The organism is Herbaspirillum sp. GCM10030257, from assembly GCF_042666555.1.
In the GTDB taxonomy this organism is placed as follows: domain Bacteria; phylum Pseudomonadota; class Gammaproteobacteria; order Burkholderiales; family Burkholderiaceae_D; genus Noviherbaspirillum.
The window spans coordinates 1-23,061 of the sequence record NZ_JBHTDH010000004.1 but is presented as its reverse complement, the minus strand read 5'-3'; the positions used below and the strand labels follow the sequence as shown (position 1 = coordinate 23,061).

25 protein-coding genes are annotated in these 23,061 nt (G+C 58.5%); 12 read left to right on the top strand and 13 right to left on the bottom strand.

All coding sequences use genetic code 11. The annotated features are described in order from the left end of the window. The first annotated feature begins 274 nt into the window (after window positions 1–274). From hutH to hutI, 4 genes are read left to right on the top strand one after another with little or no spacing between them, the layout of a single operon-like run. The gene (gene hutH / locus ACFQUU_RS07010) at window positions 275–1,813 is read left to right on the top strand and encodes a histidine ammonia-lyase (protein WP_382244674.1); all 1,539 of its coding nucleotides are present in this window, start codon (window positions 275–277) and stop codon (window positions 1,811–1,813) included. Between the two features lie 6 nt (window positions 1,814–1,819). Next, on the top strand, window positions 1,820–2,818 hold the full coding sequence (gene hutG / locus ACFQUU_RS07005; RefSeq protein ID WP_382244671.1) for a formimidoylglutamase: 999 nt from the start codon (window positions 1,820–1,822) through the stop codon (window positions 2,816–2,818). Between the two features lie 21 nt (window positions 2,819–2,839). Continuing rightward, the gene (locus tag ACFQUU_RS07000) at window positions 2,840–3,439 is read left to right on the top strand and encodes a HutD family protein (protein WP_382244669.1); all 600 of its coding nucleotides are present in this window, start codon (window positions 2,840–2,842) and stop codon (window positions 3,437–3,439) included. Next, window positions 3,429–4,688, top strand: a complete 1,260-nt coding sequence (hutI, locus tag ACFQUU_RS06995) for an imidazolonepropionase (protein ID WP_382244667.1) — start codon at window positions 3,429–3,431, stop codon at window positions 4,686–4,688. Before ACFQUU_RS07000 ends, hutI begins: the two co-directional genes overlap by 11 nt. A 16-nt stretch (window positions 4,689–4,704) precedes the next feature. Here hutI and ACFQUU_RS06990 read toward each other — a convergent pair whose 3' ends face one another. The 5 genes from ACFQUU_RS06990 to msbA all read right to left on the bottom strand — a co-directional run bounded on the left by ACFQUU_RS06990 (window position 4,705) and on the right by msbA (window position 9,732). Then, the gene (locus tag ACFQUU_RS06990) at window positions 4,705–5,313 is read right to left on the bottom strand and encodes a type 1 glutamine amidotransferase domain-containing protein (protein ID WP_382244664.1); all 609 of its coding nucleotides are present in this window, start codon (window positions 5,311–5,313) and stop codon (window positions 4,705–4,707) included. Between the two features lie 76 nt (window positions 5,314–5,389). Continuing rightward, window positions 5,390–5,971 carry a YbhB/YbcL family Raf kinase inhibitor-like protein gene (locus ACFQUU_RS06985; protein WP_382244661.1) on the bottom strand — a complete coding sequence of 194 codons (582 nt, stop codon included), beginning with the start codon at window positions 5,969–5,971 and terminating at the stop codon, window positions 5,390–5,392. Between the two features lie 391 nt (window positions 5,972–6,362). Further along, entirely contained in the window at window positions 6,363–7,418 is a 1,056-nt protein-coding gene (gene waaF, locus ACFQUU_RS06980) for a lipopolysaccharide heptosyltransferase II (RefSeq protein WP_382244658.1), read from the bottom strand. After that, window positions 7,415–7,996 carry a peroxidase-related enzyme gene (locus ACFQUU_RS06975; protein ID WP_382244655.1) on the bottom strand — a complete coding sequence of 194 codons (582 nt, stop codon included), beginning with the start codon at window positions 7,994–7,996 and terminating at the stop codon, window positions 7,415–7,417. Before ACFQUU_RS06975 ends, waaF begins: the two co-directional genes overlap by 4 nt. Next, window positions 7,993–9,732: a lipid A export permease/ATP-binding protein MsbA gene (gene msbA, locus ACFQUU_RS06970; protein ID WP_382244652.1), complete on the bottom strand. Its 1,740-nt coding sequence runs from the start codon at window positions 9,730–9,732 to the stop codon at window positions 7,993–7,995. Before msbA ends, ACFQUU_RS06975 begins: the two co-directional genes overlap by 4 nt. Window positions 9,733–9,981: 249 nt before the next feature. Between msbA and ACFQUU_RS06965 the strand changes: the two genes are divergently transcribed. From ACFQUU_RS06965 to ACFQUU_RS06950, 4 genes are all read left to right on the top strand, one after another. Further along, window positions 9,982–10,842: a glycosyltransferase family 2 protein gene (locus ACFQUU_RS06965; protein ID WP_382244649.1), complete on the top strand. Its 861-nt coding sequence runs from the start codon at window positions 9,982–9,984 to the stop codon at window positions 10,840–10,842. A 219-nt stretch (window positions 10,843–11,061) separates the two neighbouring features. Next, window positions 11,062–11,355 (top strand): hypothetical protein, encoded by a 294-nt coding sequence (locus ACFQUU_RS06960; protein ID WP_382244647.1) that lies wholly within the window; start codon window positions 11,062–11,064, stop codon window positions 11,353–11,355. Window positions 11,356–11,588: 233 nt separating this feature from the next. After that, window positions 11,589–11,780, top strand: a complete 192-nt coding sequence (locus ACFQUU_RS06955) for a hypothetical protein (protein WP_382244644.1) — start codon at window positions 11,589–11,591, stop codon at window positions 11,778–11,780. Next, the gene (locus ACFQUU_RS06950) at window positions 11,767–12,441 is read left to right on the top strand and encodes a BON domain-containing protein (RefSeq protein ID WP_382244641.1); all 675 of its coding nucleotides are present in this window, start codon (window positions 11,767–11,769) and stop codon (window positions 12,439–12,441) included. Before ACFQUU_RS06955 ends, ACFQUU_RS06950 begins: the two co-directional genes overlap by 14 nt. A 64-nt stretch (window positions 12,442–12,505) precedes the next feature. Here the strand turns inward: ACFQUU_RS06950 and ACFQUU_RS06945 are convergent, their stop codons facing one another. Beyond that, window positions 12,506–13,225, bottom strand: a complete 720-nt coding sequence (locus ACFQUU_RS06945) for a Crp/Fnr family transcriptional regulator (protein WP_382245739.1) — start codon at window positions 13,223–13,225, stop codon at window positions 12,506–12,508. Window positions 13,226–13,477: 252 nt separating this feature from the next. On the opposite strand from ACFQUU_RS06945, the gene ACFQUU_RS06940 reads away from it, so the two are divergent. Both ACFQUU_RS06940 and ACFQUU_RS06935 read left to right on the top strand, forming a co-directional pair. Beyond that, window positions 13,478–13,675 (top strand): hypothetical protein, encoded by a 198-nt coding sequence (locus tag ACFQUU_RS06940; RefSeq protein WP_382244638.1) that lies wholly within the window; start codon window positions 13,478–13,480, stop codon window positions 13,673–13,675. Window positions 13,676–13,942: 267 nt separating this feature from the next. Next, the gene (locus tag ACFQUU_RS06935; RefSeq protein WP_382244636.1) at window positions 13,943–14,215 is read left to right on the top strand and encodes a hypothetical protein; all 273 of its coding nucleotides are present in this window, start codon (window positions 13,943–13,945) and stop codon (window positions 14,213–14,215) included. 72 nt (window positions 14,216–14,287) lie between these two features. On the opposite strand, the gene ACFQUU_RS06930 is transcribed toward ACFQUU_RS06935, so the two are convergent. The 5 genes from ACFQUU_RS06930 to ACFQUU_RS06910 all read right to left on the bottom strand — a co-directional run bounded on the left by ACFQUU_RS06930 (window position 14,288) and on the right by ACFQUU_RS06910 (window position 20,667). Continuing rightward, window positions 14,288–16,270, bottom strand: coding sequence for an MHYT domain-containing protein (locus tag ACFQUU_RS06930; RefSeq protein ID WP_382244633.1), 1,983 nt, complete (start codon window positions 16,268–16,270; stop codon window positions 14,288–14,290). A 357-nt stretch (window positions 16,271–16,627) separates the two neighbouring features. Next, window positions 16,628–17,731, bottom strand: a complete 1,104-nt coding sequence (locus ACFQUU_RS06925; RefSeq protein ID WP_382244630.1) for a glycosyltransferase family 4 protein — start codon at window positions 17,729–17,731, stop codon at window positions 16,628–16,630. Next, window positions 17,728–18,942 carry an O-antigen ligase family protein gene (locus ACFQUU_RS06920; RefSeq protein ID WP_382244628.1) on the bottom strand — a complete coding sequence of 405 codons (1,215 nt, stop codon included), beginning with the start codon at window positions 18,940–18,942 and terminating at the stop codon, window positions 17,728–17,730. The genes ACFQUU_RS06925 and ACFQUU_RS06920 overlap by 4 nt, the downstream gene beginning before the upstream one ends. Window positions 18,943–19,191: 249 nt before the next feature. Next, window positions 19,192–19,500, bottom strand: coding sequence for a hypothetical protein (locus ACFQUU_RS06915; RefSeq protein WP_382244625.1), 309 nt, complete (start codon window positions 19,498–19,500; stop codon window positions 19,192–19,194). 255 nt (window positions 19,501–19,755) lie between these two features. Further along, the gene (locus ACFQUU_RS06910; RefSeq protein WP_382244622.1) at window positions 19,756–20,667 is read right to left on the bottom strand and encodes a LysR family transcriptional regulator; all 912 of its coding nucleotides are present in this window, start codon (window positions 20,665–20,667) and stop codon (window positions 19,756–19,758) included. Window positions 20,668–20,859: 192 nt separating this feature from the next. Between ACFQUU_RS06910 and ACFQUU_RS06905 the strand changes: the two genes are divergently transcribed. After that, on the top strand, window positions 20,860–21,225 hold the full coding sequence (locus ACFQUU_RS06905; RefSeq protein WP_382244619.1) for a DUF2917 domain-containing protein: 366 nt from the start codon (window positions 20,860–20,862) through the stop codon (window positions 21,223–21,225). A gap of 13 nt (window positions 21,226–21,238) precedes the next feature. Beyond that, window positions 21,239–21,940 carry a GNAT family N-acetyltransferase gene (locus ACFQUU_RS06900; protein ID WP_382244616.1) on the top strand — a complete coding sequence of 234 codons (702 nt, stop codon included), beginning with the start codon at window positions 21,239–21,241 and terminating at the stop codon, window positions 21,938–21,940. A gap of 31 nt (window positions 21,941–21,971) precedes the next feature. On the opposite strand, the gene ACFQUU_RS06895 is transcribed toward ACFQUU_RS06900, so the two are convergent. Both ACFQUU_RS06895 and ACFQUU_RS06890 read right to left on the bottom strand, forming a co-directional pair. Beyond that, window positions 21,972–22,130: a hypothetical protein gene (locus ACFQUU_RS06895; protein WP_382244613.1), complete on the bottom strand. Its 159-nt coding sequence runs from the start codon at window positions 22,128–22,130 to the stop codon at window positions 21,972–21,974. Window positions 22,131–22,336: 206 nt separating this feature from the next. After that, window positions 22,337–22,903, bottom strand: coding sequence for a hypothetical protein (locus ACFQUU_RS06890; protein WP_382244610.1), 567 nt, complete (start codon window positions 22,901–22,903; stop codon window positions 22,337–22,339). Window positions 22,904–23,061: the final 158 nt, after the last annotated feature.

The following is a 23,061-nucleotide window of genomic DNA, read 5'->3' as shown; positions in this document are numbered from 1 at the left end:
GTAAGTGGCCCGCCGGGGCCAGTCCCGGCCAGGTTGATCGGAGAGGTAAGCGTGTTGAAATACCGAAGAAAATGCGTTGTTTTCTGCGTCAAACTTAGGTGATGGTTCGACCGCACTACCCCTACCCTAGCCCTCCCCCAGCATGGGAGAGGGAACCGGACGGTGGTTGATCCGACGTTAGTCAAATAGCGCATTCGACATTAAGTAGTCAACACCCGGCAACGCATCGCAAACCCACACAGCACAAGCACCTGTAAAAGTTAAGAGAGCAACCATGACCAAACTCACCATCACCCCCGGCAACCTGACCCTCGCCGACCTCCGCCAAATCTGGCGCGGCACAGTCAGCCTGGAACTCACTCCCAGCGCCTACACCGCGATCAACACCTCCGCCGCCACGATCAGCAAGATCGTCGAACGCGGCGCCCCCGCCTACGGCATCAACACCGGTTTCGGCAAACTCGCCAAGACCCACATCCCCAACGACCAGCTGGAAGAGCTGCAACGCAACCTCATCCTCTCCCACTCGGTCGGCAGCGGCGAGCTGATCGACGACAGCGTCGCCCGCCTGATTCTTGCGACCAAGATTGGCAGCCTCGCGCGCGGCTACTCCGGTATCCGTGCGTCGATCATCGACACCATGATCGCGCTGTACAACGCCGGCATCATGCCCTGCATCCCCAGCAAGGGTTCGGTCGGCGCATCCGGCGACCTCGCCCCGCTGTCGCACATGACGCTTGCGCTGATGGGCGAAGGCGAGGTTCGTGTTGACGGCCGCATCGTGCCCGCCAAACAGGCACTGGAAAAAGCCGGCATTACCCCTGTCACGCTGGCCGCCAAGGAAGGCCTCGCGCTGATCAACGGCACCCAGGTATCGACCGCGCTGACGCTCAACGGCCTGTTCCTCGCCGAGCGCATGCTCGAAGCCGCCACCGTCGCCGGCGCACTCTCTGTCGACGCCGCCAAAGGCAGCGACGCGCCGTTCGATCCGCGTGTGCATACCGTACGCGGCCAGCCCGGCCAGATCGCCTCCGCAAAAATCTATCGCGAACTGCTCAAGGGCAGCGAGATCCGCCGCTCCCACATCGACAACGATGAACGCGTGCAAGACCCGTACAGCCTGCGCTGTCAGCCGCAAGTCATGGGTGCCTGCGCCGACCTGATCGTTAATGCCGCACGCACGCTGCTGATCGAAGCCAACGCCGTCACCGACAACCCGCTGGTCTATGCGGAAGAAGGCGATGTGATCTCCGGCGGCAACTTCCATGCGGAGCCGGTCGCCTTCGCCGCCGACACGCTGGCACTCGCCATCGCGGAAATCGGTGCATTGTCCGAGCGCCGCATCGCGCTGCTGATCGATGCCACACTGTCCGGCCTGCCGCCTTTCCTCGTCGCCTCATCCGGCCTGAATTCCGGCTTCATGATCGCGCATGTGACCGCAGCGGCACTGGCCTCGGAAAACAAATCGCATGCCCATCCGGCAAGCGTCGACAGCCTGCCCACCTCGGCCAACCAGGAAGACCATGTCAGCATGGCGACCTTCGCCGGCCGCCGCCTGCACGAGATGGCGCACAACACTGCGACCATCGTCGGCATCGAACTGCTGGCTGCGGCACAGGGCGTCGACTTCCATCGCCCACTGACGACTTCACCCTTGCTCGCCGATGTGCATCAGCGCCTGCGCCAGCGTGTTGCCTTCTACGAGAAGGATCGTTTCTTCGCACCCGACATCGAAGCGGCCAAGCAGATGGTATTGCGCGGCGATCTGAGCACCAGCCTGCAGGATCTGTTCGGGGAACTCTACGTTCATTAAGGAGGCATGATGATCCACTCCCCGGACATGACACGCTGGCAAGGCCGCGTAGATGCGGAAGAAGGCGCGAGCGGACGCCGCTGGCATCAGATCGTCAAGCCCCTTGCACCACCGGCACCGCTGGCACCACTTGCGCCGCTTGCCGGTGAAGCCAGCAACGATGGAAAAGGCATCGCCCTGATCGGCTTTGCCTGCGATGCGGGCGTCGCACGCAATCACGGCCGCACCGGTGCCAAGGAAGGTCCGGCGACGCTGCGCCGCGTGTTGGGCAACATGCCGGTACGACGCTGTACCGCCATTACGGATGCAGGCGACGTCAGTTGCACCGGCGACGCGCTGGAAAGCGCGCAACAGGAGTTGTCGGACACGGTCGCAAATGTCCTTGGACGAGGCTTCCTTCCGCTGGTCATGGGTGGCGGGCACGAGATTGCTTACGGCTCCTTTGGTGGCCTGGCACAGCACCTTGCGTCTCGCGAACCGGCACCGCGTATCGGCGTCATCAACCTCGACGCGCATTTCGATTTGCGCATGGCGGAGCGTGCCAGTTCAGGCACACCGTTCCGCCAGATTGCGGAGGATTGTGAACGACGCGGCTGGCCGTTCCACTATTGCTGTCTGGGCATTAGTGATTTCGCCAACACGCAAGCGCTGTTCGACCGTGCAAAGCAGCTGGGCGTGCGCTGGCTGCGTGATGAAGAAATGCCGCCGGCACAGTTGCCGCAAGTGCAGGCTTTCGTCGCGGACTTCCTGAAGGATGTCGATCATGTCTATTTCACGATCTGCCTGGATGTTCTGCCAGCAGCAGTGGCTCCTGGCGTAAGCGCACCTGCTGCGCGTGGCGTACCATTGGAGGTAGTCGAACCGGTGCTGGACCAGATCGCCGCCAGCGGCAAACTGCGCGTTGCCGATGTGGCGGAGTTCAACCCCGGTTACGATATCGATCAACGCACCGCCCGCGTTGCGGCCCGCCTCCTGACCCGGATCGCGGAGCACGCGGGTCACTGATTCATTGAGTCCTGAGGCCCCATGCAAAAATTCACGTCCGACGATTTCGTTACGATGCCCTGGAAGAACGGTGGCGGCACGACCGTCCAGCTCGCTTCCTATCCTGCCGGTGCCGACCATGCTTCATTCGAATGGAGGGTCAGCGCGGCGGACATCACCACGGCTGGTCCGTTCTCGCTGTTTGCCGGCTATGACCGTTCGATTGCGATCCTGCAAGGCAACGGCATCGCGCTTGAACTCGACAGCCTGCATGCGACCATGCTGACGCCGGACAACAAGCCCTTTGCATTTCGTGGCGAACAGCAAGTGCATGTGTCGCTGCTCGACGGACCGGTCAAGGACCTCAACATCATGACCCGGCGCACGAGCTGGACGCATACCCTGGAAAAGCTGCAGTTCAGCGGCAGCATGCAATGTGCGATGCAGGCGGACCAGATTTTTATTTACAACACGCGCGGTGCGACAGTGCATTGCCGCACCCTGGCAGGCCGTGAACTGGAGTGCGGGATCGGCGAGGCCGTACTGATCGACGCGACCGACGGCGATCATGTCGATCTGTCCGCCTCCGGCACGGCGACGCTCTACATCGCGCGCCTTACTGCGAGACGCAATGACCAATAAAGAAAATTCCGACTGGGATGCACTGTGGTGCAATGTGCACCTTGCCACGCTCGACCCCCTCACCGATGCCAACGGCTACGGTGAAATCCATGATGCCGCAATCGCGGTACGGGACGGGCGCATTGCTTGGATGGGCCCACGTGCAGATCTGCCTGCGGGTTACCAGGCCAAGGTTCAATACGACGGCGAAGCTTGCTGGCTGACGCCGGGCCTGATCGATTGCCATACCCACATCGTCTACGCGGGCAACCGTAGCGAAGAATTCGAAGCGCGCTTGAACGGCGCAAATTATGAAGAGATTGCGCGGCGTGGCGGCGGCATCATGTCGACGGTACGCGCCACCCGTGCCGCAAGCGAAGACGCGCTGTATCAGGCCAGCCTGCCGCGTGTGCTCGCATTGCTCGCAGAAGGCGTGACCACGCTTGAAATTAAATCCGGTTACGGGCTCGACAAGGACAACGAGCGCAAGATGCTGGCGGTCGCCCGTCGCATCGGCAACGAACTGCCGGTTCAGGTGCGCAAGACTTTCCTTGGCGCGCATGCGTTACCGCCCGAGTACGCGGATGCAGCGGACCGCTATGTCGACAGCGTCTGCAATGACATGCTGCCGGCGCTGGTCAGCGAAGGCCTGGTCGATGCGGTCGATGCCTTTTGCGAAAAGATCGGTTTCTCTGCCAGTCAAACCGAGCGCGTGTTCCAGGCGGCACAGAAACACAACTTGCCGGTCAAACTCCATGCGGAACAATTGTCCGACCAGGGTGGCGCCGAACTGACCGCGCGCTATCGCGGCCTGTCCGCCGACCACCTTGAATACCTGTCGCAATCCGGCATCGATGCAATGAAAGCGGCGGGGACAGTGGCTGTGCTGCTGCCCGGTGCATTCTATTTTTTGCGCGAGACGAAATACCCGCCGATAGCGGCACTGCGCGAAGCGGGTGTTCCCATTGCCATATCGACAGACTGCAATCCCGGCACCTCGCCAATGACTTCCCTGCTGCTGGCGATGAACATGGCATGCACGCTGTTTCGCATGACACCGCTCGAAGCGCTCAGCGGCGTCACCCGCCATGCGGCCACGGCTTTAGGCTTGCAGGCTGAAACGGGTACGCTCGAAGTCGGCAAGCGGGCCGATTTCGCGCTGTGGCAAATTGACCGTCCCGGCGACCTGGCCTATGGCATTGGTGGTAATCCTTGCCGCTGGGTGGTCAATGGCGGTGTTCGGCGGGAACGAGCGGTAACGCCCGGCTGATTACCGACAACGCAAATCAACCCGGCAAGCCTATTCCCCGCTGCTCACCCTTGCCGGATAGCGCACGGCCGGCCTGCCGGCCGTGCAGCATGTCGATGATGTTACGGTTGAATGCCGGAAGATCGTCGGGTTTGCGGCTGCTGACCCAGTTGCCGTCGACGACGACTTCTTCGTCAACCCAGTTGCCGCCGGCATTGCGGATGTCATCCCGCAGCGTCGGCCAGCTGGTCATGGTGCGGCCATCGACCAGGCCTGCCGATACCAGCAGCCATCCGCCGTGGCAGATGACGAACACCGGCTTACCGGCGTCATCGATCTGTTCCACGAAGCGCTGCGCCTCCGGAATCATGCGGATCTGGTCGCCGTTGATGACTCCGCCCGGAAGCAGTACGCCATCGAAGTCATCCGGGTCTGCATCGGCAAGACCCAGGTCGGCGTCGAACTGATCGCCCTTGTCATGGTGCTTGTATCCCTGCACCTTGCCCGGCTGCTGTGTAACGATCCGGGTAGTGACTCCTTCCTTTTCCAGCGCCTCTTGCGGGCCGGTCAGTTCGATCTGCTCGAAGCCTTCGGTCACCAGAATGGCAATGCGCGTGCCGCGCAAACTTGAATCACTCGCGTTCATTTTCTACTCCTCAAAAGTAAGTCGTTGAGTACGGCGCCCTCATGTGTCATGTGTACAGCGTCTGGTGCATGGGATCTCAGCGCTCCGGGCGCTCGTAAGTGCCAATCAGGCAACCGCTGGCAATCGCGGTTTGGCGCAGTGCGGCCATCACCTCGTCACGCCCGGGTGCGTCGGAAAACACCGGTGTGCTGTCGAGCGTAAACACCTGAAATGCATAGCGATGCACACCATGACCTGTAGGCGGGTCGGGTGGCAACCAGGCGGCCTGCAGATACGAATTCTTTCCTGTTCTGGCATTCACGTCATTGCTGCCGCCGTGCTTGATCGCCCCTTCAGGCAAGACGCCCTCCTTCGGCAAGAGATCGACAACGATCAAATGGACCAGCGGTTGGGGCATGGGCGCGTCGGCATCTTCCACGATCAGCGCCACGCCGGTTGCACCGTTGGAAATATTGCTCCAAGTAAGCGGAGGCGAGATACCGGCGCCGTCCGCGGTATAGATTGCCGGTATGTTTTCCTGTTCGCGAAAGGCTGGACTGCTGACGGTAATCGAGCCAGTGCCTGCCCCCAGGTCAAGCTGGTTGAAGACAATCTTTTCGAGGCCGGCACGTTGCGCATGCAAGGCATGACCGATGGCGGCAGGAAGTTTTTCGAACATGATGATTCCTCGTCTAATGCAGGAAGGCATGACTCCTGCGTTTGAATCCGGATGTCCTTGCATAAGCTGTGCCGAAAGCGCATGCGGCGGCTTGCGCAGTGAGGGAGAAGCGGCAGACGTGGTACAGGTAATAAACAGTTGATGCAGTAAAGGCAGTAAAGGCGGGCGACGCGCAAACGAGAAAGTAAAAGCTGCAGTTGCCTGCAAAGCCAGGCAGCCTCTTTTCTGCCTATGAATGCATGTTGCTGTAGGAGTCCAGAATAGACCAAAAGCAATATGCCGATTTTTTCACGGCCCGTAGTAAGAAATGCATACGACGCCTGCGGCAAGCCGGGATGCCAGCGTGCTGTCCATGGCCATGGGCATACTTATCCTGCGTTGCATGCAAATTTCAACGCGTCGTGAGCATGGCATTGACAGGTTGCCACACCATGTCAGCCGAAATGTCACGCATGCAACGATGATGTCCGAGCGGACATTCGCGCTGCCTGCAAGGAGAGCATTCAATGCCGAGAAACAGGGATTGTGCGATATCCGAAAACGGCGGTGCGTGATTGGGATCAGTCGGGCCATAGACCGCGACGATGGGACGGTTCAGCGCGGAGGCGATATGCAGCAAGCCGGAGTCGTTGCTCACCATGACATCGGCTCGCCCGATCAGCGCAACCGCTTCGTCAAGCGCGGTGACGCCTGCCAGGTTCACCAGACCCGGGGTGAGCGCGATGATGTCGTCGCAGACTTCCTTGTCCTTGCCGGAACCCATCAACGCGATCTGCACTTCCGGGCGTTTGCTGGCCACGATCCTGGCCAGCTCCGCAAAATGCGATACCGGCCAGCGCTTGGCCGATCCGAATTCGGCGCCTGGCGCAAACAGCACCAGCGGCCTGTCCATGCTCAGGCCGACGCGAGCGAGTACCTGCCGCATGCGTTCGGCCGAAACCTGCAGTGCCGGACGTGGCAGCGCGGATGGCGGCGGCACGTCGGCGCGCGGTGCCTCGGCCAGGGCCGCATAGAAGGACACCATGGGCCGGGGCGCATCGCGATTGTCGTGGTGCAGCACATTGAGCAGGCCGTAGCGCATTTCGCCCTTGTAACCTACCCGTTTCGGAATCCGGGCCAGCCAGGGGATCAGCGCAAACTTCAAGGTATTGGGCAGCACATAGGCATCGGCATATCCGCGCTGGCGCAACATGCGTGCATACTCGCGGCGCTCGCGCCATTGCAACGCGCCGTGCCGGAACGGCGCTTCGAGCACGGTATCGACTTCAGCCATCGCCCGCCACACGGGTGCGACCCATTTCGGCGCCAGCACATCGATCGGGCGGTGCGGATTTTTTTCCTTCAGCAGACGCAGCAATGGCTGCGCCATCACCGCATCGCCGATCCAGTTGGGGGAGATGACGAGCGTGCGCATAACTCCCTGTACGCCCTGTACCGGCACCGTCATTTGCGCGGCACGCGGCCCATCAGGAAAAACTCTTCATTCGGGCGCATTGAAATCGCATTCGCGACGCGGTTTGACAGACCGAAGAAGGCGGTAATGGCAGCAATGTCCCAGATGTCTTCATCGTCGAAACCATGGCTGTGCAGCGTCGCGTAATCGGTGTCGTCGACCTCTTGCGAATTCAGGCAGACCTTGATCGCAAAATCCAGCATGGCCTTCTGGCGCGGGGTGATATCTGCTTTCAGGTGGTTGACCGCTACCTGATCGGCGACCAGCGGCTGCTTGGAATAGATACGCAGCAAGGCGCCATGCGCGACGACACAGTACAGGCATTGATTCTTCGCACTGGTGGCGGTGACAATCATTTCGCGGTCGGCCTTGGTCAGGCTGCCTGTTTCCTTCAGCATCAGCGCATCGTGGTACGCAAAGAAGGCACGGAATTCGGCCGGACGGTGCGCCAGTGTAATGAACACATTGGGCACGAAGCCAGCCTTCTCCTGTACGGCGAGAATGGTTTCGCGTATATCGTCCGGCAAGTCTTTCAGTTCAGGGACAGGAAAGCGGGAGATCGGCTGGCTCATGATGCGGTTTCCTTTGCAAATTGCAGGTGGTAGAGGTTGGCATACACGCCGTTCTTATCCAGCAGTCCGGCATGTGTACCGCTTTCGACAATATGCCCGCCGACCAGTACGACGATGCGGTCGGCGCGTTCGATGGTGGACAGGCGGTGCGCGATGACCAGTGTGGTCCTGCCCTTCATCAGTTCATCCAGCGCGGCCTGGACCGCGCGCTCGGATTCGGTATCGAGTGCGGAAGTTGCCTCGTCGAGAATCAGGATCGGTGCGTTCTTGTAGATTGCGCGTGCAATCGCAAGACGCTGGCGCTGGCCGCCGGACAAGCGGCTGCCGTTGTCGCCCACCATGGTATCGAGCCCCTGCGGCAGGCGCGCGACCACATCCGATAGATGGGCAGCACGTACCGCGGCTTCGATGCGGGCACGGTCGGGATTGACTTCGCCATAGGCAATGTTGGACGCGACGGTGTCGTCGAACAACACGACGTTCTGGCTCACCATCGCGATCTGTGCGCGCAGGCTGTCGAGCGCAATATCGCCGATCGGCTGTCCGTCGAGCAGGATCTCGCCCGTGGTGACGCGATGGAATTCCGGCACCAGGTTGACCAGGGTCGATTTGCCGCCGCCCGACATGCCGACAAACGCGACCGTCTCACCCGGCTTGATGTTCAGGTTGATGCCGGCCAGCGCAGGCTGCGTCTGTCCCGGGTAAGTAAAGCCGACATCGACAAAATCGACACGCCCGGAGGCACGCCTGTCGAGCCGCTTGCCATTGGTGCGCTCGGATACCGCATCGATCAGGTTGAACACCGCTTCGGCAGCGGCCAGCCCGCGCTGCAGCGGACCGTTGACTTCAGCCACGCGTTTGAGCGGTGCCAGCAGCATCAGCATGGCGGTGATAAACGACACGAATCCGCCGACCGTGGTCTGGTTCTGGCTCGACTGAATCAGCGCAATCACGATCACCACGGCCACCGCGCAGGCCGCCATGACCTGGGTGATCGGCACGGTTGCCGCATAGGTGCTGGCCATGCGCATCGAATAGCGGCGCAGTTTGTTCGCGCGACGCTCGAAACGTTCCTGCTCATACTGGCTGCCGCCAAAAATCTTGATCACCTGATTGGCCCGGGTCGTCTCTTCGATCACCTGGGTCAGTTCATTGTTGACTTCCTGGTATTCCTTGGTCAGCCGGCGCAGGCGCTTGCCGGTCTGGCGTACCACGACCGCGGTCAGCGGCAGCAGGATCAGCGCGACGATCGTAAGCCGCCAGTTCAGCCAGATCAGAAACGCCATCAGGCCCACCACGGTCAGTGCATCGCGAATCGCCGACGTCAGCACGTTACGGATCATGTCGACGATCTGCTGCACTTCAAACATCATCGAGTTGATGATCTTGCCCATCGAGTTAGTCGTGTAATAACTTGCGGGGACATGCAGCATGCGCGCAAACATCTGGCCGCGCAGCAGGCTGAGCAATTGCGTGGTGATCCAGGTCATCAGATAACTGGTCGCGAAGGTCGACAGGCCGCGCAGCACAAAGATGCCGACCACGGCGACCGGTACCAGCCACAGCTGAAAATTGGGCTTGCCGGTAAAACCGTTGTCGAGCAATTCTTTCATCACGGCGGGAAACATCGGTTCGGTCGCGGCGGTGATGATCATGCCGACGAATGCCAGCAACAGGCGCCCCTTGTACGGCCCTACCATGCGAAATAGTCGTACCAGGTTTGGGGGCAAATTCATAAGTCGGCTCGATACTTGTTTGCAGGTTGCCTTGCGGCGACCATGCGGAATGCTTGAACAAAAGGAAACCCGGGATAACCCGGGTCACTGGCCTGAGATTATAGAGGATGCCATGGCAGGCAACACTTATTGCGTGCACAGGTCCGCAACACTGTCTGCTGCCGGGCTTGTGCTGCGCTCCGGTATACTGCGTGGCTGCCTGATTTGCTTCGCAGGAATACCGCTGCTCACCCTTACCAAAGAACCAACATGCTGATTTCGGTCATCGTCACCACCTATAACCGGCCGGATGCCCTTGGCGCCGTGGTCCGCGCGCTGCTGGACCAGACCGACCCGGAGTTTGAAGTCATCATCGCCGACGACGGATCGAAACAATCGACCCGTAATGCGCTTGATGCCTTTGCGTCCACACCCCATGCGCCCGGACTGAAGCGGCTGGTGCATGCGTGGCAGCCGGACGACGGCTTCCGCGCTTCGGCGGCGCGTAACCTGGGCGTCTATGCGGCGCGTGGCGAGTATCTAGTGTTCCTCGACGGCGACTGCATTCCCCGGCCCAACTATGTCCAGCGCCATCGCGAACTGGCCGAACGAGGGTTCATGGTGTCGGGCAGCCGGGTATTGCTGTCCGAGCAATTCACCGCGGAGCTGCTGAGCGATGCATCGCCGTTACCCGCCCATCAACGTGGACTGGCCTACTGGCTGAAGCAGCGGCTGGCTGGCAAGACCAACAAGATCGTGCCGTTGCTGCAGTTTCCCGATACGCCGATGCGGCATTACCGCGCGGTCAAATGGAATCGCATCAAGAGTTGCAACCTTGCCATCTGGCGCGACGACTATGCGGCAGTCAACGGCTTCGATGAAAGCTTCGTCGGCTGGGGGCATGAAGACGCGGACCTGGTACTGCGCCTGGCCCGTCACGGAGTACGCCGCAAGGGTGGCGCGTTCGCCACCGAGGTATTCCACCTCTGGCATCGGGAAAACACCCGCGCCACTGAATCGGAAAACCGCAAGCGTGTCGAAGAGCGCATGAAAACCGGTGTCACGCAGGCGGATATTGGATTGCGAGACCATCCAAAGCCCGAGGACAGGATAGACGCGATCGTTGCATAGCGCGATACCGTCTGAAGGAATTGCAGATCAACAGGCCATGGGCCAGACAAGTTATTTCAATTTTAAAGATTCGCTCGCTCAAACACGGAACCGGAACGATGTTGCCGGACAAAAATTCCGCGTAAAGTCATTGTTTCATCACGAAAGATTCGCGGACTTATTCGCCGACATGGCGCACACTGTCGAATTGACATTGATGCCGACTCTCCGGAGATGAAAATGAAAACGGTTTTAATCCAAAACAACAGAAAGCCCGCTTCGGATGATGCCCTGTCGAAACTGCTAGGCCTGCCGAAGGACGCTGAAACAGACCAGAATTCGACCATGTGGTTCGGCATTGAAAATGACTCGGGAGAAGTGTACCGGCTCATTGGCGTCGACGGCGTCGCCGACTATGTCAAAACCCTCAAACAATTGAGCAGCGCAGGATACTGGGTGGAGTCGCTTGAAGCCGAGATGGCGGGAGCATTACATGCAGTGGTCAAGGCGCAGGGAGATAGGCAGCCGCTTTGAAGCAGAGTTATCGCACAAGCCGCAGCATCCCCGCATGAAAGCGCATATATTCCCGAGCCCGCCCCAATACGCCGGGCGCTCACTTTAGTGCAAGCGCCTGATGCACGATATGGTTGTCATACGTACGCCACCGCACATACATCTTCGTGAAACTGGCGCATCTTCTTCCTACCGAATCCCGAAGCAGACATCCGCACGCGCCCCCGCAACGGGCACCCCACCACGGAGCCAACATGAACCAGCATGAAGCGGGCAATACGCAATCATCATCTGATCCTTTTGAAGGATCATGGAAGGTACTGCGAAGCACCACAAAACGCACGGCGGCACAGTCGCAACGGCTATTGCTGGATGACACGGCGGCAGGCAAAGGAAAAGTTCTGACAGCCAGCAACCTAAAGGAGAGTTCTCATGACCAAGAGTGATTCCAGGATCAGCCAGGATGCCATGAATGAATTACGTTCAGACCGAACCGTCAATCCCGCATCGGTTATTGTCAGTTGCGTGGACGGCGTCGCCTCCCTCAACGGCTGGGTGGAAACTCCCGCCGAGAAGTGGCTGGTCGAGCGTGCCGTCCGGCGTATCGCCGGCGTCAAGAGTATCAAGTGCCAGCTCGACGTCAGACCTCCGCAGCGCGAAACAAGCACGGATGACGAGATTGGCCGGGAGTGTGAAAAGGCACTCGACGTCTCAATGCCCGGACCCAACCATGACATTAGGGTCATGGTGTCAAACGGTTGGGTGACACTGTCGGGCAAAGTCGCCTGGGGATATGAGCGCTGGGCCGCCGAAGCCGTTGTGAGCAGTCTCAGGGGAGTTACCGGTGTCAACAGCCAGGTTACCGTGCGGCCGATCGTCGCGCAGCGTGAAGTGGAAAACAATCTGAATTCCATATTGTCGGAACTGTTTGGCAAAGGCGGCGGCATACCTTCCAGCCTGTACGCTGAAGTTTTGCGCGGCAAGGTTACCCTGAGCGGCACCGTTCAATCGCATTCGGATCGCAGAGCGGCACGCAATGCGGTCTTGTCCACGCCGGGAGTCAACAAGCTGATTGATCATACCGTTCTGCCGGAAGGCGCGCAGTAGAACAGGGGCGACAAGACACATTCAGGCACACTCGGCACATGCGCGCGGCAAGCGGCGCGTCGGGTTACAGGACAGTCTGCTGAGGCAATAGCCGGTCAGATTCACGCTTTACAACGGCGTAACACTCACACGCCCTCGCTTCCAGGCCGGCGCGGTCCAGCACCGTAATATGTCCGCGACGATACTGAATCAACCCGGCGTTTTGCAATTTACGCGCAGCTTCCGTTACACCTTCCCGGCGTACACCAAGCATGTTGGAAATCAACTCCTGCGTCATGACCAGCTCTTGCGAAGGCAAGCGGTCGAGGCTGAGCAACAGCCAGCGACATAACTGCTGGTCCACCGAATGGTGGCGGTTACAGACTGCCGTTTGCGTCATCTGTGTGATCAGCGCCTGGGTATAGCGCAACAGCAAGTGCAGCAAGGGGCCCGCACGGTTAAATTCATTCTTGAACAGCTGAGCCTTCAGGCGATATCCGTAACCGGCGCTTTGCACGACCGCGCGGCTGGGCGTGGTTTCCCCGCCCATGAACAAAGCAATGCCGAGCATGCCTTCATTGCCGACGACAGCAATTTCTGCGGAAGCGCCATCTTCCAGCACATACAGCAGGGACACGATACTGGTGGTGGGAAAGTAGACATGATGCAATTGGCTACCTGACTCATACAGAACCTCGCCGAGGGCCATCGGAACGTACTCAAGGTCTGGCAACAAACGAGCTAATTCAGCAGGGGACAAGGCCGCCAGTAGATGATTTTGCTGAGGGCGAACTACGACAGCCATCATGAGCTTTCGATCGTCGGTATCAAGTGCCGGACAGAATGAGCATACACCACTCCTGAATGCGGGTTTTGCGCCAGCTACCCTGCTTTACCGAGAGAAGTGTTATTGGTCTCTAGCAAGCCCCTGGTCCTTTGTAACGGGAGACAGAAGATCAGTTGGTAGTATTTCATGCATGTTATGTGTGCTTGCGCACCGACAGCCATCCGACCTTGGCGGATTCTGTCTGGACAGGCTGAAATGGAGGACCTGACCATGGACAAACGACTTACTCCGGAGTTGCTCGATGAACGCGACAAGTATTCGATTTCACAGAAATCCAGCATGCAGGACACAGCCCATCGTGAGGATGCATTGGACGAGGCACTGCGTTGCACCTTCCCTGCAAGCGATCCGATCGCATTGAGTTTTCGCTTGCCGAGGTATGGCATCGGCAGTGTAAAAGACCGCTAAAAGAACGCTCACAACGACGTTCTCGACTGAACCAGCGGGGGTCACCTGTTTGCACGTTTGCCGGAGAACGCCCGTAGAGATTGTCTGTGTCTCCGCGACACAGAAGTCCGCGCGATGCTAAAGACGGAGACACGGGGACACGACAAGAAGTCCTTGTGTCACATTGGTATTGCGCGCATTATGAATCCACGCGCTTTTCCTGACCGCCTCCCTCGCGCGAAACACGCACTACCGCATTGACGGTCAGCTTCTTTTCAGGAGCACATCATGACCATCCCCACAATGCAGTATAGAGGACACGAACTACGTGCATACTCGACGCAGGTCTATCCTCTTTATCGCGATCCTTATGCCGGTGGCACTAAACAATTTTCCGCAGTCGTGCGTATTGACACAATGCCGCTATCTGACGAGCATGCTCATCGTTATGCGGTGTTGTTTGATCAAACCGTGCCGTCAAGCGCCGACGATGCCATATCGTGTGCAATCCAATATGGCAAGGACATCATCGACGGCAAGGTACGTGCAATTGAGCTTTGACGTTCCGGTTTGCCAGCACGTGTGGCTCAATTGGTTTTTAGCTGCGCATGTTCAGCAACGAGGCTCCTCTCCTTACTTAACGGTGGCACGACTTCCTGCCATCTTGGCAATGTTTGCCGCAAACGTGGACGGCTCCACAGGTTTGGTCATATACAGGTTAAATCCTGCCTGCAGCGCACGCTGGTGGTCTTCGGCACGCGTGAACGCCGTCAATGCCAGCGCCGGCACCGTGCCGCCACATACTTCGCCGAGCGCCCTGATGCGGCGAATCAGTTCGAAGCCATCCACATCCGGCATGCCGATATCGCTGACCACGATGTCGGGGCGCTCGCGTTCCACCAGCGACAGGGCCTCGATCGCATTGCTCACGCGGCAAATCGTCGCGCCGCATTCCCTGAGTATCCACTCCATCAGGTCGAGCGCATCGACTTCGTCATCGACTACGAGCACCTTGATGCCGGACAGGTAGGTGCGGGTGAAATCGGAATCGATAGTGGGGCGGTAAGCTCCTGGCACCATCTGGTGGCGAGCGACCGCGGCGTTGGGATTGAGCAGCGGGAAATCCAGGGTAAAGGCCGCGCCGTTGCCGTCACCCCGACTGGCAACGGTGACAGTCCCGCCCTGCAGTTCCACCAGCTGCTTGACGATCGACAGACCCAGGCCGAGTCCGCTGTAGCGTCGCGTCGTCGAGGCATCCGCCTGCCGGAAACGGTCGAATACATAGGGCAGAAATTCGGGCTGGATGCCGATGCCGGAGTCCACTACCCTGATCGCAATGCCTGCAGCAGACCTGTTGAGCGACACATGAATGTGCCCGCCATTCGGCGTGAACTTGACGGCATTCGATAGCAGGTTCCACATTATCTGCTGCAGCCGGTTCGGATCACCGGCGATCTGGCCGGCCTGCGGATCAAGCGTGGTTTCGAGGCGAATGTTCTTTGCCATGGCGGCGGGCCGGACCGTCTCAAGTGCCGCCTCGATAAAGTTTGCCGGATCTATTGGCCGCACATCGAGGCGCACTTTGCCCGAAATGATCTGGCTCATGTCGAGCAGGTCCTCGATCAGTTGCGCTTGGGCACGCGCGTTTCTTTCGATCGTCTCCAGTCCCTTGACGAGGGTGGCTTCATCCCTGGCGCCGCCGCCCAGGATCTGCGCCCAGCCAAGAATGGCGTTGAGCGGGGTGCGCAGTTCATGCGACAGTGTGGCGAGAAATTCATCTTTCAGCGCGCTCATACTTTCAGCCTGCGTGCGGGCGGCCCGCTCACGCAGCAACAGGATCTGCCGTTCCTCGGCGATAGCCTGCGATGCGGCGAGAACTTGCGAACGCGATTCCAGGCGGGCGTCAAATACTGACGTCAGCAATGCCACCGTCAATACTCCGAAGCTGGCGAGGATGACCATGAGGGCAAGCTCGTCCTGGTCGAAACCATTGCCTGCTGCCATGCAGATACTATTTTCCGGAAAACCGGCTGCGGCCATGCCGGTGTAATGCATGCCGACGATGGCCACACCCATGATGACCGAAGCGCCGGCACGCGGCAGCCATACCTGCGGCACGTTTCCGCGCAGGCGAAAAGCGATCCAGAGCGCAGCAGCCGATGCAACAACGGCAATGATCACCGATGCCGCAAACAGCAAGGGATCGTAGCGGATGCCAGGCGCCATGCGCATGGCAAACATACCGGTGTAGTGCATCGCATTGATGCCGATGCCCATCAGTACAGCGCCTGCGATCAGTCGCTGCACCGGCAATTCAGGCCGGCTGACCTGGTGCAGCGCCATGCCCGACACGACCACCGGCAGCAGCAAGGAGAGAAACGTGATCCAGAAATCGTACCCGACCGGGATAGGCAGGCGGAACGCCAGCATGCCGATGAAGTGCATTGCCCAGATACCAATTCCCATGGCGAGCGCGCCGCCGCCTATCCACAGTCGCTCGGCGGTACCGTGGGAAGTCGTCACACGGCCGGCCATGCTGAGCGCGGTATAGGAAGCAAAGATGGCAACCAGTATCGATACAAGTACCAGGGGAGTGTCGTAATAACCGGTCAACATTGCTTGCAGTGGAGTGTTTTAGATGGAATCGCTAGATGGAGTGGCGCGATGCAATGATAAAAATGGTCAACATTGTAGATGGTCAATCGGTAGCTAACCATGTTGTGACACCAGAATCCGGCGATGGATCGTTCCAATGGCTTTGCATCCGGAAAATAGTTCGCTTGACAAACGCCGTACTACGTACTTGGGTATAGCCTGTCAAATACGGCTTGCGGGAAAGATTATGCACGACAAGGCCGCTTGCCTGCTTGGCATGTACCCCATGGTGGAGGCACACACCCTAGACATCCACCAGCTATGGAAGACGCGGCGCTGATAGATCTGACAACAGCACCCTCATCCGTACCGGCAGCGTCAGACTTCAACGGTTTTTTTGTCCTGCAGTATGTTCAGTACCTGTTTCGCAATGCGATCCCAGGTCAGACCACGTGCAAATGCCAGGTTATCGGCGCTGACCTGCTCCCAGTAGTCGCGCTCCTCGAAGCGAACAATTTCCTGCAGCCACGACGTCGCATCGAGATGCGCTGCATAGCGTGGATGCTTTCCGGCCCAGATCGTGACGCTGTCAAGCGCGTGCGTGATCACGGGCAATCCCGCGGCCATGCCTTCGAGGATGGTCAGGCCAAAGCTTTCAAGGTCGGTGGGATGCAACAGAAGGAAAGCGTCGTGCAAGATGGCTGCCACCTGGTCCGCGCGCTGGCGGCCAAGCAAGCGGATGCCAGAATCCGGTCCGCATGCAGCCTGCAAACTGGAAAACAACGGACCATCGCCGATGATATCGAGCCGGTAACCCTTTTGTGCCAGACCGCTGCCGGCAAAGAATCCGGCGAGCCAGTCGACATGCTTGCTCTGGTCGAGGCGACCGACGAATACCAGTCGCTTTTCTCGCGGATAAGCGCGCGGCGCGGCAGGAAAGAACTGGTCATCGACGCCCAGCGGAAGCGACTGCACGTCCACGCCCCATTTGCGCTTGGCCCGTGGCGCCGCGCGATAACCGAAGAACACCACATCCTCTGCAGGCACCCGGCGGAAGAAGCCCCGCATCGAAACGCCCGGCAGCAGATGCCGGAAGCGTTTGCGCAGTGACGGATACTGCTTGTGCAACAGCAGGGCATCGGCTTCGTAAAACGTGGCGATGACATCGAAACGTGTCAGGTCGATGCCGCTTCTGCGCAGCGACCGAAAAAAACTGAAGCTTTCGATCTTGAAGCGGCTGGTCATCAGCAGCTTGCTCAGCACGCGGTTGGCGCGGGAATCACGCCCCAGAAAAGGCAGGGTCAACAGTTCATAGCCACGGGTGTCGATCAACACTTCGCCGCCGGGTGGCACGGCGCTCAGTACGGTTAAGGCGACGCTATCCTTCAGGCGCTGGCTGAGCTGGCTGACGACGGTCTCCGTGCCGCCGATATATCCGGCCACGGTCGGACTGATCAGGAGCACTTTCATTTGTGCGCTCATGCCGGTTGCCTTTGCCGCTGCTCGGACTCTGCTGCGCTTTGCAAAGCCACCCGCCGCACCGCCGGATGCTGCAGACTCCCCTGCAGACCGATGAACAGCATCACCCAGGTATGACTGACCGCGCCCATGAACATGGTATTGGTTACGCTGCCCACAATACAGACCACGGCAAAGGCAAACACCACGCCGCCTTCCATCGTATGCCGGTGGCACCAGCCGGTCCATAACATTGCCGCATACAGCCACACCAGCGCCGCAAGCCCGATCAGGCCAAAGGCGGAAGCGAAAAACAGGAAAGCATTGTGCGGTTCGATGAAACTTTGTGCTTGGCCTTTCGGATGGCGCGCATGCCATGCCTTCTCAAAACCGGCCTGGCCGGCTCCAAACACCGGATGCGCGCGTACCACATCGGCCGCCGTCTGCCACATATCCAGACGGTAACCGAGCGACGTATCCTTGCGGTCCTGCTGCATCAGCTTCAGGTCGTTGATGCCGGCATTAATACGCTTTTGCACACGCGGCGCCATCGCGGTTGCCAGCAGGCCGGCCAGGCAAACGACCAGCACCAGGCGCCTGTTCTTTTTCGAGACCATGTTGCCCGCTACCAGCGGAAACAGCAACAGAAGAGACAGCAGCCCGCTACGACCATCCCCGGACACCAGTCCGAAGAAAAATACCGCCATGCCGGCAACGCATATCAGGCGCAGTATCCGGCGAGTTTCATGTTTGTAGAGAATCGACAGCAGCACGACCGCGATCGCCAGCAGCTGCGAGTAAAGGATGTAATTACCGAGCGCCGCCAGGCCAGTCGCCAGTTCCACTTGTCCGGGAAAGCGGATCTGCACATAGCAGAACACAATGAATATTCCGGCCACGAAGGCCCACAGCCACGGCACGATGCGCATGCGGCTGGACGCCAGGTAAACCAGGAAGGCGGCCAGCCAGTAATAGCTGAGATTGAGTTCGGTCTGCGTCGGGTCGTCATGCAGTAGCAGCGACAGGCCCGGCAGGATCGAGAGGATCAGCGCCGGCAGCAGCCAGGATTGCAGGGTCGCCTGGCGCCAGGCTTCACTGAACCGATCACTGGCAAGAAACAATACGATGGCCGCCAGCAGCGACAGAAACATCACGGGTTTGAACAGCGGGAGGAAGAAAAATGCCGCTGTCAGCGCATGTTGCGCGGCTACGCCCGATTTCACCAGCTCCTTCATGTAGTCGACCGATCCTTCTGATTCCCGTTGATATGCTGCTGGTCGTCCTGCATGTTGTGTAATGGCACTTCTGACCGGCACGCGGATTATAGAGTGCTTTGGGCTTGACCGGGCCAGGCCGGAAGCACTCTGGCGGTCCAGAGCCCGCAACGCCGGGATGTCAATGACTCCGGCGCGTGGCAACTTCACCCAATAAAAAAGGCAGGCGTGGCCTGCCTTGCAACCGAGGGCGTTCGGCTTGTTATTCGCTTACTTGGAAGCGTTGTCCGCCTTCTTTTCGGCCTTGTCAGCCTTTGCATCCGCGGCTGCTGACGCCTGGTCAGCTTTCGCATCTGCCTTCTTCTTCGAAGCCTTTGCATCGGCTTTGGCTTTCTGCTTGTCGGCCTTGGCTTCAGCCTTGGCAGCTTTTTCTTCGGCCTTGGCGTCAGCCTTGGTGTCGTTGCTCATGGTGGATGAGCTAGTGGAACCGGTAGAGCCGGCCGGTGCTGCAGTGTGGGTGGCGGCAAATGCGGAACCTGCGAAGACGCTTGCAACCAGCATGGCGATCAGTTTGTTCATAAGGGCTATCCTTTCGTCTTTGTTGACTTATGTTGTTATTGGCATTGCGTATAAATAGTCTAGACATTTGCCAAAAAGTGTACTTAATAAAACATAAAAAGTTACAAGTTTTGTTATGGCATTTTCCTCGCGCTTTTTTGGGATTGCGTGTTGCCGAGTTATTGTTTTGAGCCGCCGCATACGATGCATCATGATTCCTGCAGGCGACAGATAGCGTGTGACCGCATCGCATGCAACGGTGATCAGGGGCAAGGATCAGAACTGGTCCCAATGCGGATCCGGTCCGAAGTGCTCCAGCAAATGATCAATGAATGCCCTCACCTTCGGCTGCATGTAGCGGTTCGGCATATACACGGCATACATGTTCATGCCGGGGCTGGCGACGACATCCGGCAGGATCTGCTTCAAGCGCCCATCCTTCAGGTACTTGCTGAGAATGTAGGTCGGGAAGAGTACGATGCCAAGTCCCTCCAGCGCCATCTGTAGCAGCACGGAAGAATTATTGACGCGGCATTTGCCGTTGATCACAGGGGTGATCTCCTTGCTGCCGGACTGGTAGCGCCAGCCGCTACGCGCGGTAGGCATGCCCAGATACACCAAGCACTGATGCTGGGTCAGTTCCTGCGGTGTACGCGGCGTGCCGTATCGTTCAAGATAGGCCGGCGATGCACACGTTACCCAGCGTACCGGTGCAATCTTGCGGGCAATCATATTCGGCGGCGGATTGTCGCTGATACGAATGGCCACGTCGTACGCTTCCTCGACAATCTCGACTGGCCGGTCGGTGACATCGAGCTCGACTTCGACTTCGTCATAGCGCTGCAGGAAGGTCTGCAACGCGGGGGCCAGATGCAACGCGGCAAAGATGACTGGCGAAGTCAGCTTCAGCACGCCCCGTGGCTCGACCTGCAGTTGCGTCACCGTTTCCTTTGCTGCGTCGATTTCCTGGGTGATGCGCGCACAGTGCTCATAGTAGGCTGTGCCAATCTCGGTCAGACTCATGCGCCGCGTAGTGCGATTCAACAAGCGCACGCCGAGCGCGCTCTCAAGATTGCTGACCTGCTTGCTGACCAGCGACTTGGAAGTATTGAGTTTCTGCGCGGCCGCTGAAAAGCTGCGGGTTTCCACGACTTTGGCAAACGCCATCATCTCCACCAAAAGCTCCATGGTTCCTCCTGTAGAGCGGCTAACGAGCTTATACGACACCTGATCCTACCCATATTCAGGAGCACGAAATTGTCCATATACAGAAACAATCTTATTCCATTTTGATGGATTGTAAATATCTGAGCACAAACGATAATGTGCTTCATGGAGGCAATACCCGTCGCCTTCCTTACGCGATCACAGGAGATCACCATGAATGCCCGAGTTCACAAGACTTTTGCCACCGACGCCGCCGGCCAGGCCGGCATGATTCCACTTAACCCATGCGGCGAAACCATCGCACTGGACGCAACGCAGACCGCCCATCTGCGTGAGGCTTCAGGCTGGACCATCCGTGCGCTCGACGGCAGCGTCTGGATCACGCAGGACGGCGATATCCGTGACGTCGTGCTCGAGGCAGGCGAAACCTTCGTACTCGACCGCAACGTACCTACCCTGCTGTCGCCATTCGGCAAGGCCCGCATCAGCGTGCGGCTCGATACTTGCCACAATCCGGCACAACCACGTCGCGTTGCCGCCCCGACGCTGCAGTCCGGCGCGCGCCTGTCGATCGCATGAAACGGAGCGCGCCATGGGCTTCCAATTTCCTTTTTCCCTCAGCTGGAAGGATTATCTTCCTTTTGACCTGAGCGGCACCGATGCCGACACCACCTATGCACCGGAAACCGGCGGCGAAGTACGCGACATCCTGCGCCTGAAGAACGGCACCGCAGTCACCCTGCGCGCCGCCCACGCCGGCGATGCCGAACGCATTCAGCAACTGGTGCGCGGCTTGTCCCTCGAGAGCCGTTACCATCGCTTCTTTTATCCACTGCAGGAAGTGCCGCCCGATATGCTGGCACGTTTTACATTGAGCGATCCGACCGGCGCCATGACCCTGCTGGCTGTCATCCAGCGCGACGGTCAGGAAATAGCGATCGGCATGGCACAGTATGTCGCCGATCCCTATCCTGTAAGCGGCGAATTTGCGGTATTAGTGGCCGATGAATGGCATCGCAGCGGCCTCGGCACCAGACTGATCCAGACACTGATCTGCGTGGCGCGCGCTGCGGGCATCATGCGATTGCAGGGAGACGTTCTTGCGGAAAACGAACCGATGGTCAGGCTCATGGTCAGCATGGGGTTCGAACTGGATACGCATGCCGACGGCGCTTATCTGTGGAAGGCATCGAAGATGCTGGAAGCACCGGAATGGAATTGTTCACCGCTGACCATACTGGCGAGGCAGGCGAAGGCCGGTGCGATGCGAGGGAGCCGCGCGAGCGTGGCCTGACACGAATGCGGAGGAGGTCGTCGCGGATTATTTAATCGTCTGCGACGACTTCATCATTCACCCCCGAACCGACAAGTCCGCACAGGAGGAACAACGTCCCGCCCGACAAGGCCACCATGGCCCCCTCAGTCAAATGAAATTTCGCGGCGAGAATGCCGGCGCAACCGAGGACAGCACCGGCTAGTTTCATGCATTTGTACTTGTCGAGCGGCATACGGCGTCATTAATTTATTGTTAAGGAATTAAACCTTAACTCGCTCGTCAGTGCATGCCATAAGTATGGTATTTCGGCTTCAGAACGGTGTGGATTCCATCCCGTTTGTGCCACAAAGGTGGCTTATGGCATCGCCTTGTCTCGAAAACGGCAAGGGACTTCACTTTTCATCTTGAGTACGCTTACTGATCTACTGATGCCGCCAGCCCTTTTCGGATCTGTGTCAGAAGCGACGTGTACCACATCCAATTTGTGTCTTCTTTAGTCCAGTTGGACCCGGTTTCCATTTCAATCCGCTTCGTGAGCGGATGCTCTCTGTTACTTTCCATCTCTTTCAACAGTCTCAGTAACGATGGCAATATATTGGGTGTGGTATTTTTAGACAGCCTTTCAAGTGAACATTCGGCGTGTTCATCGGGTTCCATATATTCCGGACTTCCCCAGACCGTCCTCGGTATGTAATACGTCCGAAATTCATCGCGGATAATATCTTCTGCCGTTTCTGGGGATCGGGTTTTATACATCCAAACAACTTCGGTATTGCCAATATCAGGGAGCGTTTGACCAGACGTTAGCTGTACATGCTCGGTAGGTAGCGTTGTGCATATCCAGATACCACTATACGTAGCGATGCGCCCCGACCGTGCAACAGCATAATTGTTCTCAATCTCGACTGAGAGATCCTCTAAAAAATCACGAATATCTTGGTCATTGTCGCTTGGTTCGGGGTCGGCTACCAGACTGCTCAAATCAATTTCCAAATCTGACAATGCAACAATCTGACCTGCTACCTTAATTTAGTACGGCGCTAAGATGGAAACTGCCTAGTGAAGGAGGCAGTCATGAAACAGCGTTTTACTGAAGAGCAAATAATTGGCGTATTGAAAGAGGTTGAGGCCGGCCTGAA

Coding starts and splice junctions, on each gene's coding strand:
- ACFQUU_RS06930 (WP_382244633.1), bottom strand. CDS start 16,270: ATGTTGACCGGTTATTACGACACTCCCCTGGTACTTGTATCGATACTG.
- hutH (WP_382244674.1), top strand. CDS start 275: ATGACCAAACTCACCATCACCCCCGGCAACCTGACCCTCGCCGACCTC.
- ACFQUU_RS06985 (WP_382244661.1), bottom strand. CDS start 5,971: ATGTTCGAAAAACTTCCTGCCGCCATCGGTCATGCCTTGCATGCGCAA.
- ACFQUU_RS06960 (WP_382244647.1), top strand. CDS start 11,062: ATGAAAACGGTTTTAATCCAAAACAACAGAAAGCCCGCTTCGGATGAT.
- ACFQUU_RS06975 (WP_382244655.1), bottom strand. CDS start 7,996: ATGAGCCAGCCGATCTCCCGCTTTCCTGTCCCTGAACTGAAAGACTTG.
- ACFQUU_RS06895 (WP_382244613.1), bottom strand. CDS start 22,130: ATGAAACTAGCCGGTGCTGTCCTCGGTTGCGCCGGCATTCTCGCCGCG.
- ACFQUU_RS06965 (WP_382244649.1), top strand. CDS start 9,982: ATGCTGATTTCGGTCATCGTCACCACCTATAACCGGCCGGATGCCCTT.
- hutG (WP_382244671.1), top strand. CDS start 1,820: ATGATGATCCACTCCCCGGACATGACACGCTGGCAAGGCCGCGTAGAT.
- hutI (WP_382244667.1), top strand. CDS start 3,429: ATGACCAATAAAGAAAATTCCGACTGGGATGCACTGTGGTGCAATGTG.
- ACFQUU_RS06905 (WP_382244619.1), top strand. CDS start 20,860: ATGAATGCCCGAGTTCACAAGACTTTTGCCACCGACGCCGCCGGCCAG.
- ACFQUU_RS06925 (WP_382244630.1), bottom strand. CDS start 17,731: ATGAGCGCACAAATGAAAGTGCTCCTGATCAGTCCGACCGTGGCCGGA.
- ACFQUU_RS06940 (WP_382244638.1), top strand. CDS start 13,478: ATGGACAAACGACTTACTCCGGAGTTGCTCGATGAACGCGACAAGTAT.
- ACFQUU_RS06915 (WP_382244625.1), bottom strand. CDS start 19,500: ATGAACAAACTGATCGCCATGCTGGTTGCAAGCGTCTTCGCAGGTTCC.
- msbA (WP_382244652.1), bottom strand. CDS start 9,732: ATGAATTTGCCCCCAAACCTGGTACGACTATTTCGCATGGTAGGGCCG.
- ACFQUU_RS06935 (WP_382244636.1), top strand. CDS start 13,943: ATGACCATCCCCACAATGCAGTATAGAGGACACGAACTACGTGCATAC.
- ACFQUU_RS06990 (WP_382244664.1), bottom strand. CDS start 5,313: ATGAACGCGAGTGATTCAAGTTTGCGCGGCACGCGCATTGCCATTCTG.
- ACFQUU_RS06950 (WP_382244641.1), top strand. CDS start 11,767: ATGACCAAGAGTGATTCCAGGATCAGCCAGGATGCCATGAATGAATTA.
- ACFQUU_RS06945 (WP_382245739.1), bottom strand. CDS start 13,225: ATGGCTGTCGTAGTTCGCCCTCAGCAAAATCATCTACTGGCGGCCTTG.
- ACFQUU_RS06920 (WP_382244628.1), bottom strand. CDS start 18,942: ATGAAGGAGCTGGTGAAATCGGGCGTAGCCGCGCAACATGCGCTGACA.
- ACFQUU_RS06910 (WP_382244622.1), bottom strand. CDS start 20,667: ATGGAGCTTTTGGTGGAGATGATGGCGTTTGCCAAAGTCGTGGAAACC.
- ACFQUU_RS07000 (WP_382244669.1), top strand. CDS start 2,840: ATGCAAAAATTCACGTCCGACGATTTCGTTACGATGCCCTGGAAGAAC.
- ACFQUU_RS06900 (WP_382244616.1), top strand. CDS start 21,239: ATGGGCTTCCAATTTCCTTTTTCCCTCAGCTGGAAGGATTATCTTCCT.
- ACFQUU_RS06955 (WP_382244644.1), top strand. CDS start 11,589: ATGAACCAGCATGAAGCGGGCAATACGCAATCATCATCTGATCCTTTT.
- waaF (WP_382244658.1), bottom strand. CDS start 7,418: ATGACGGTGCCGGTACAGGGCGTACAGGGAGTTATGCGCACGCTCGTC.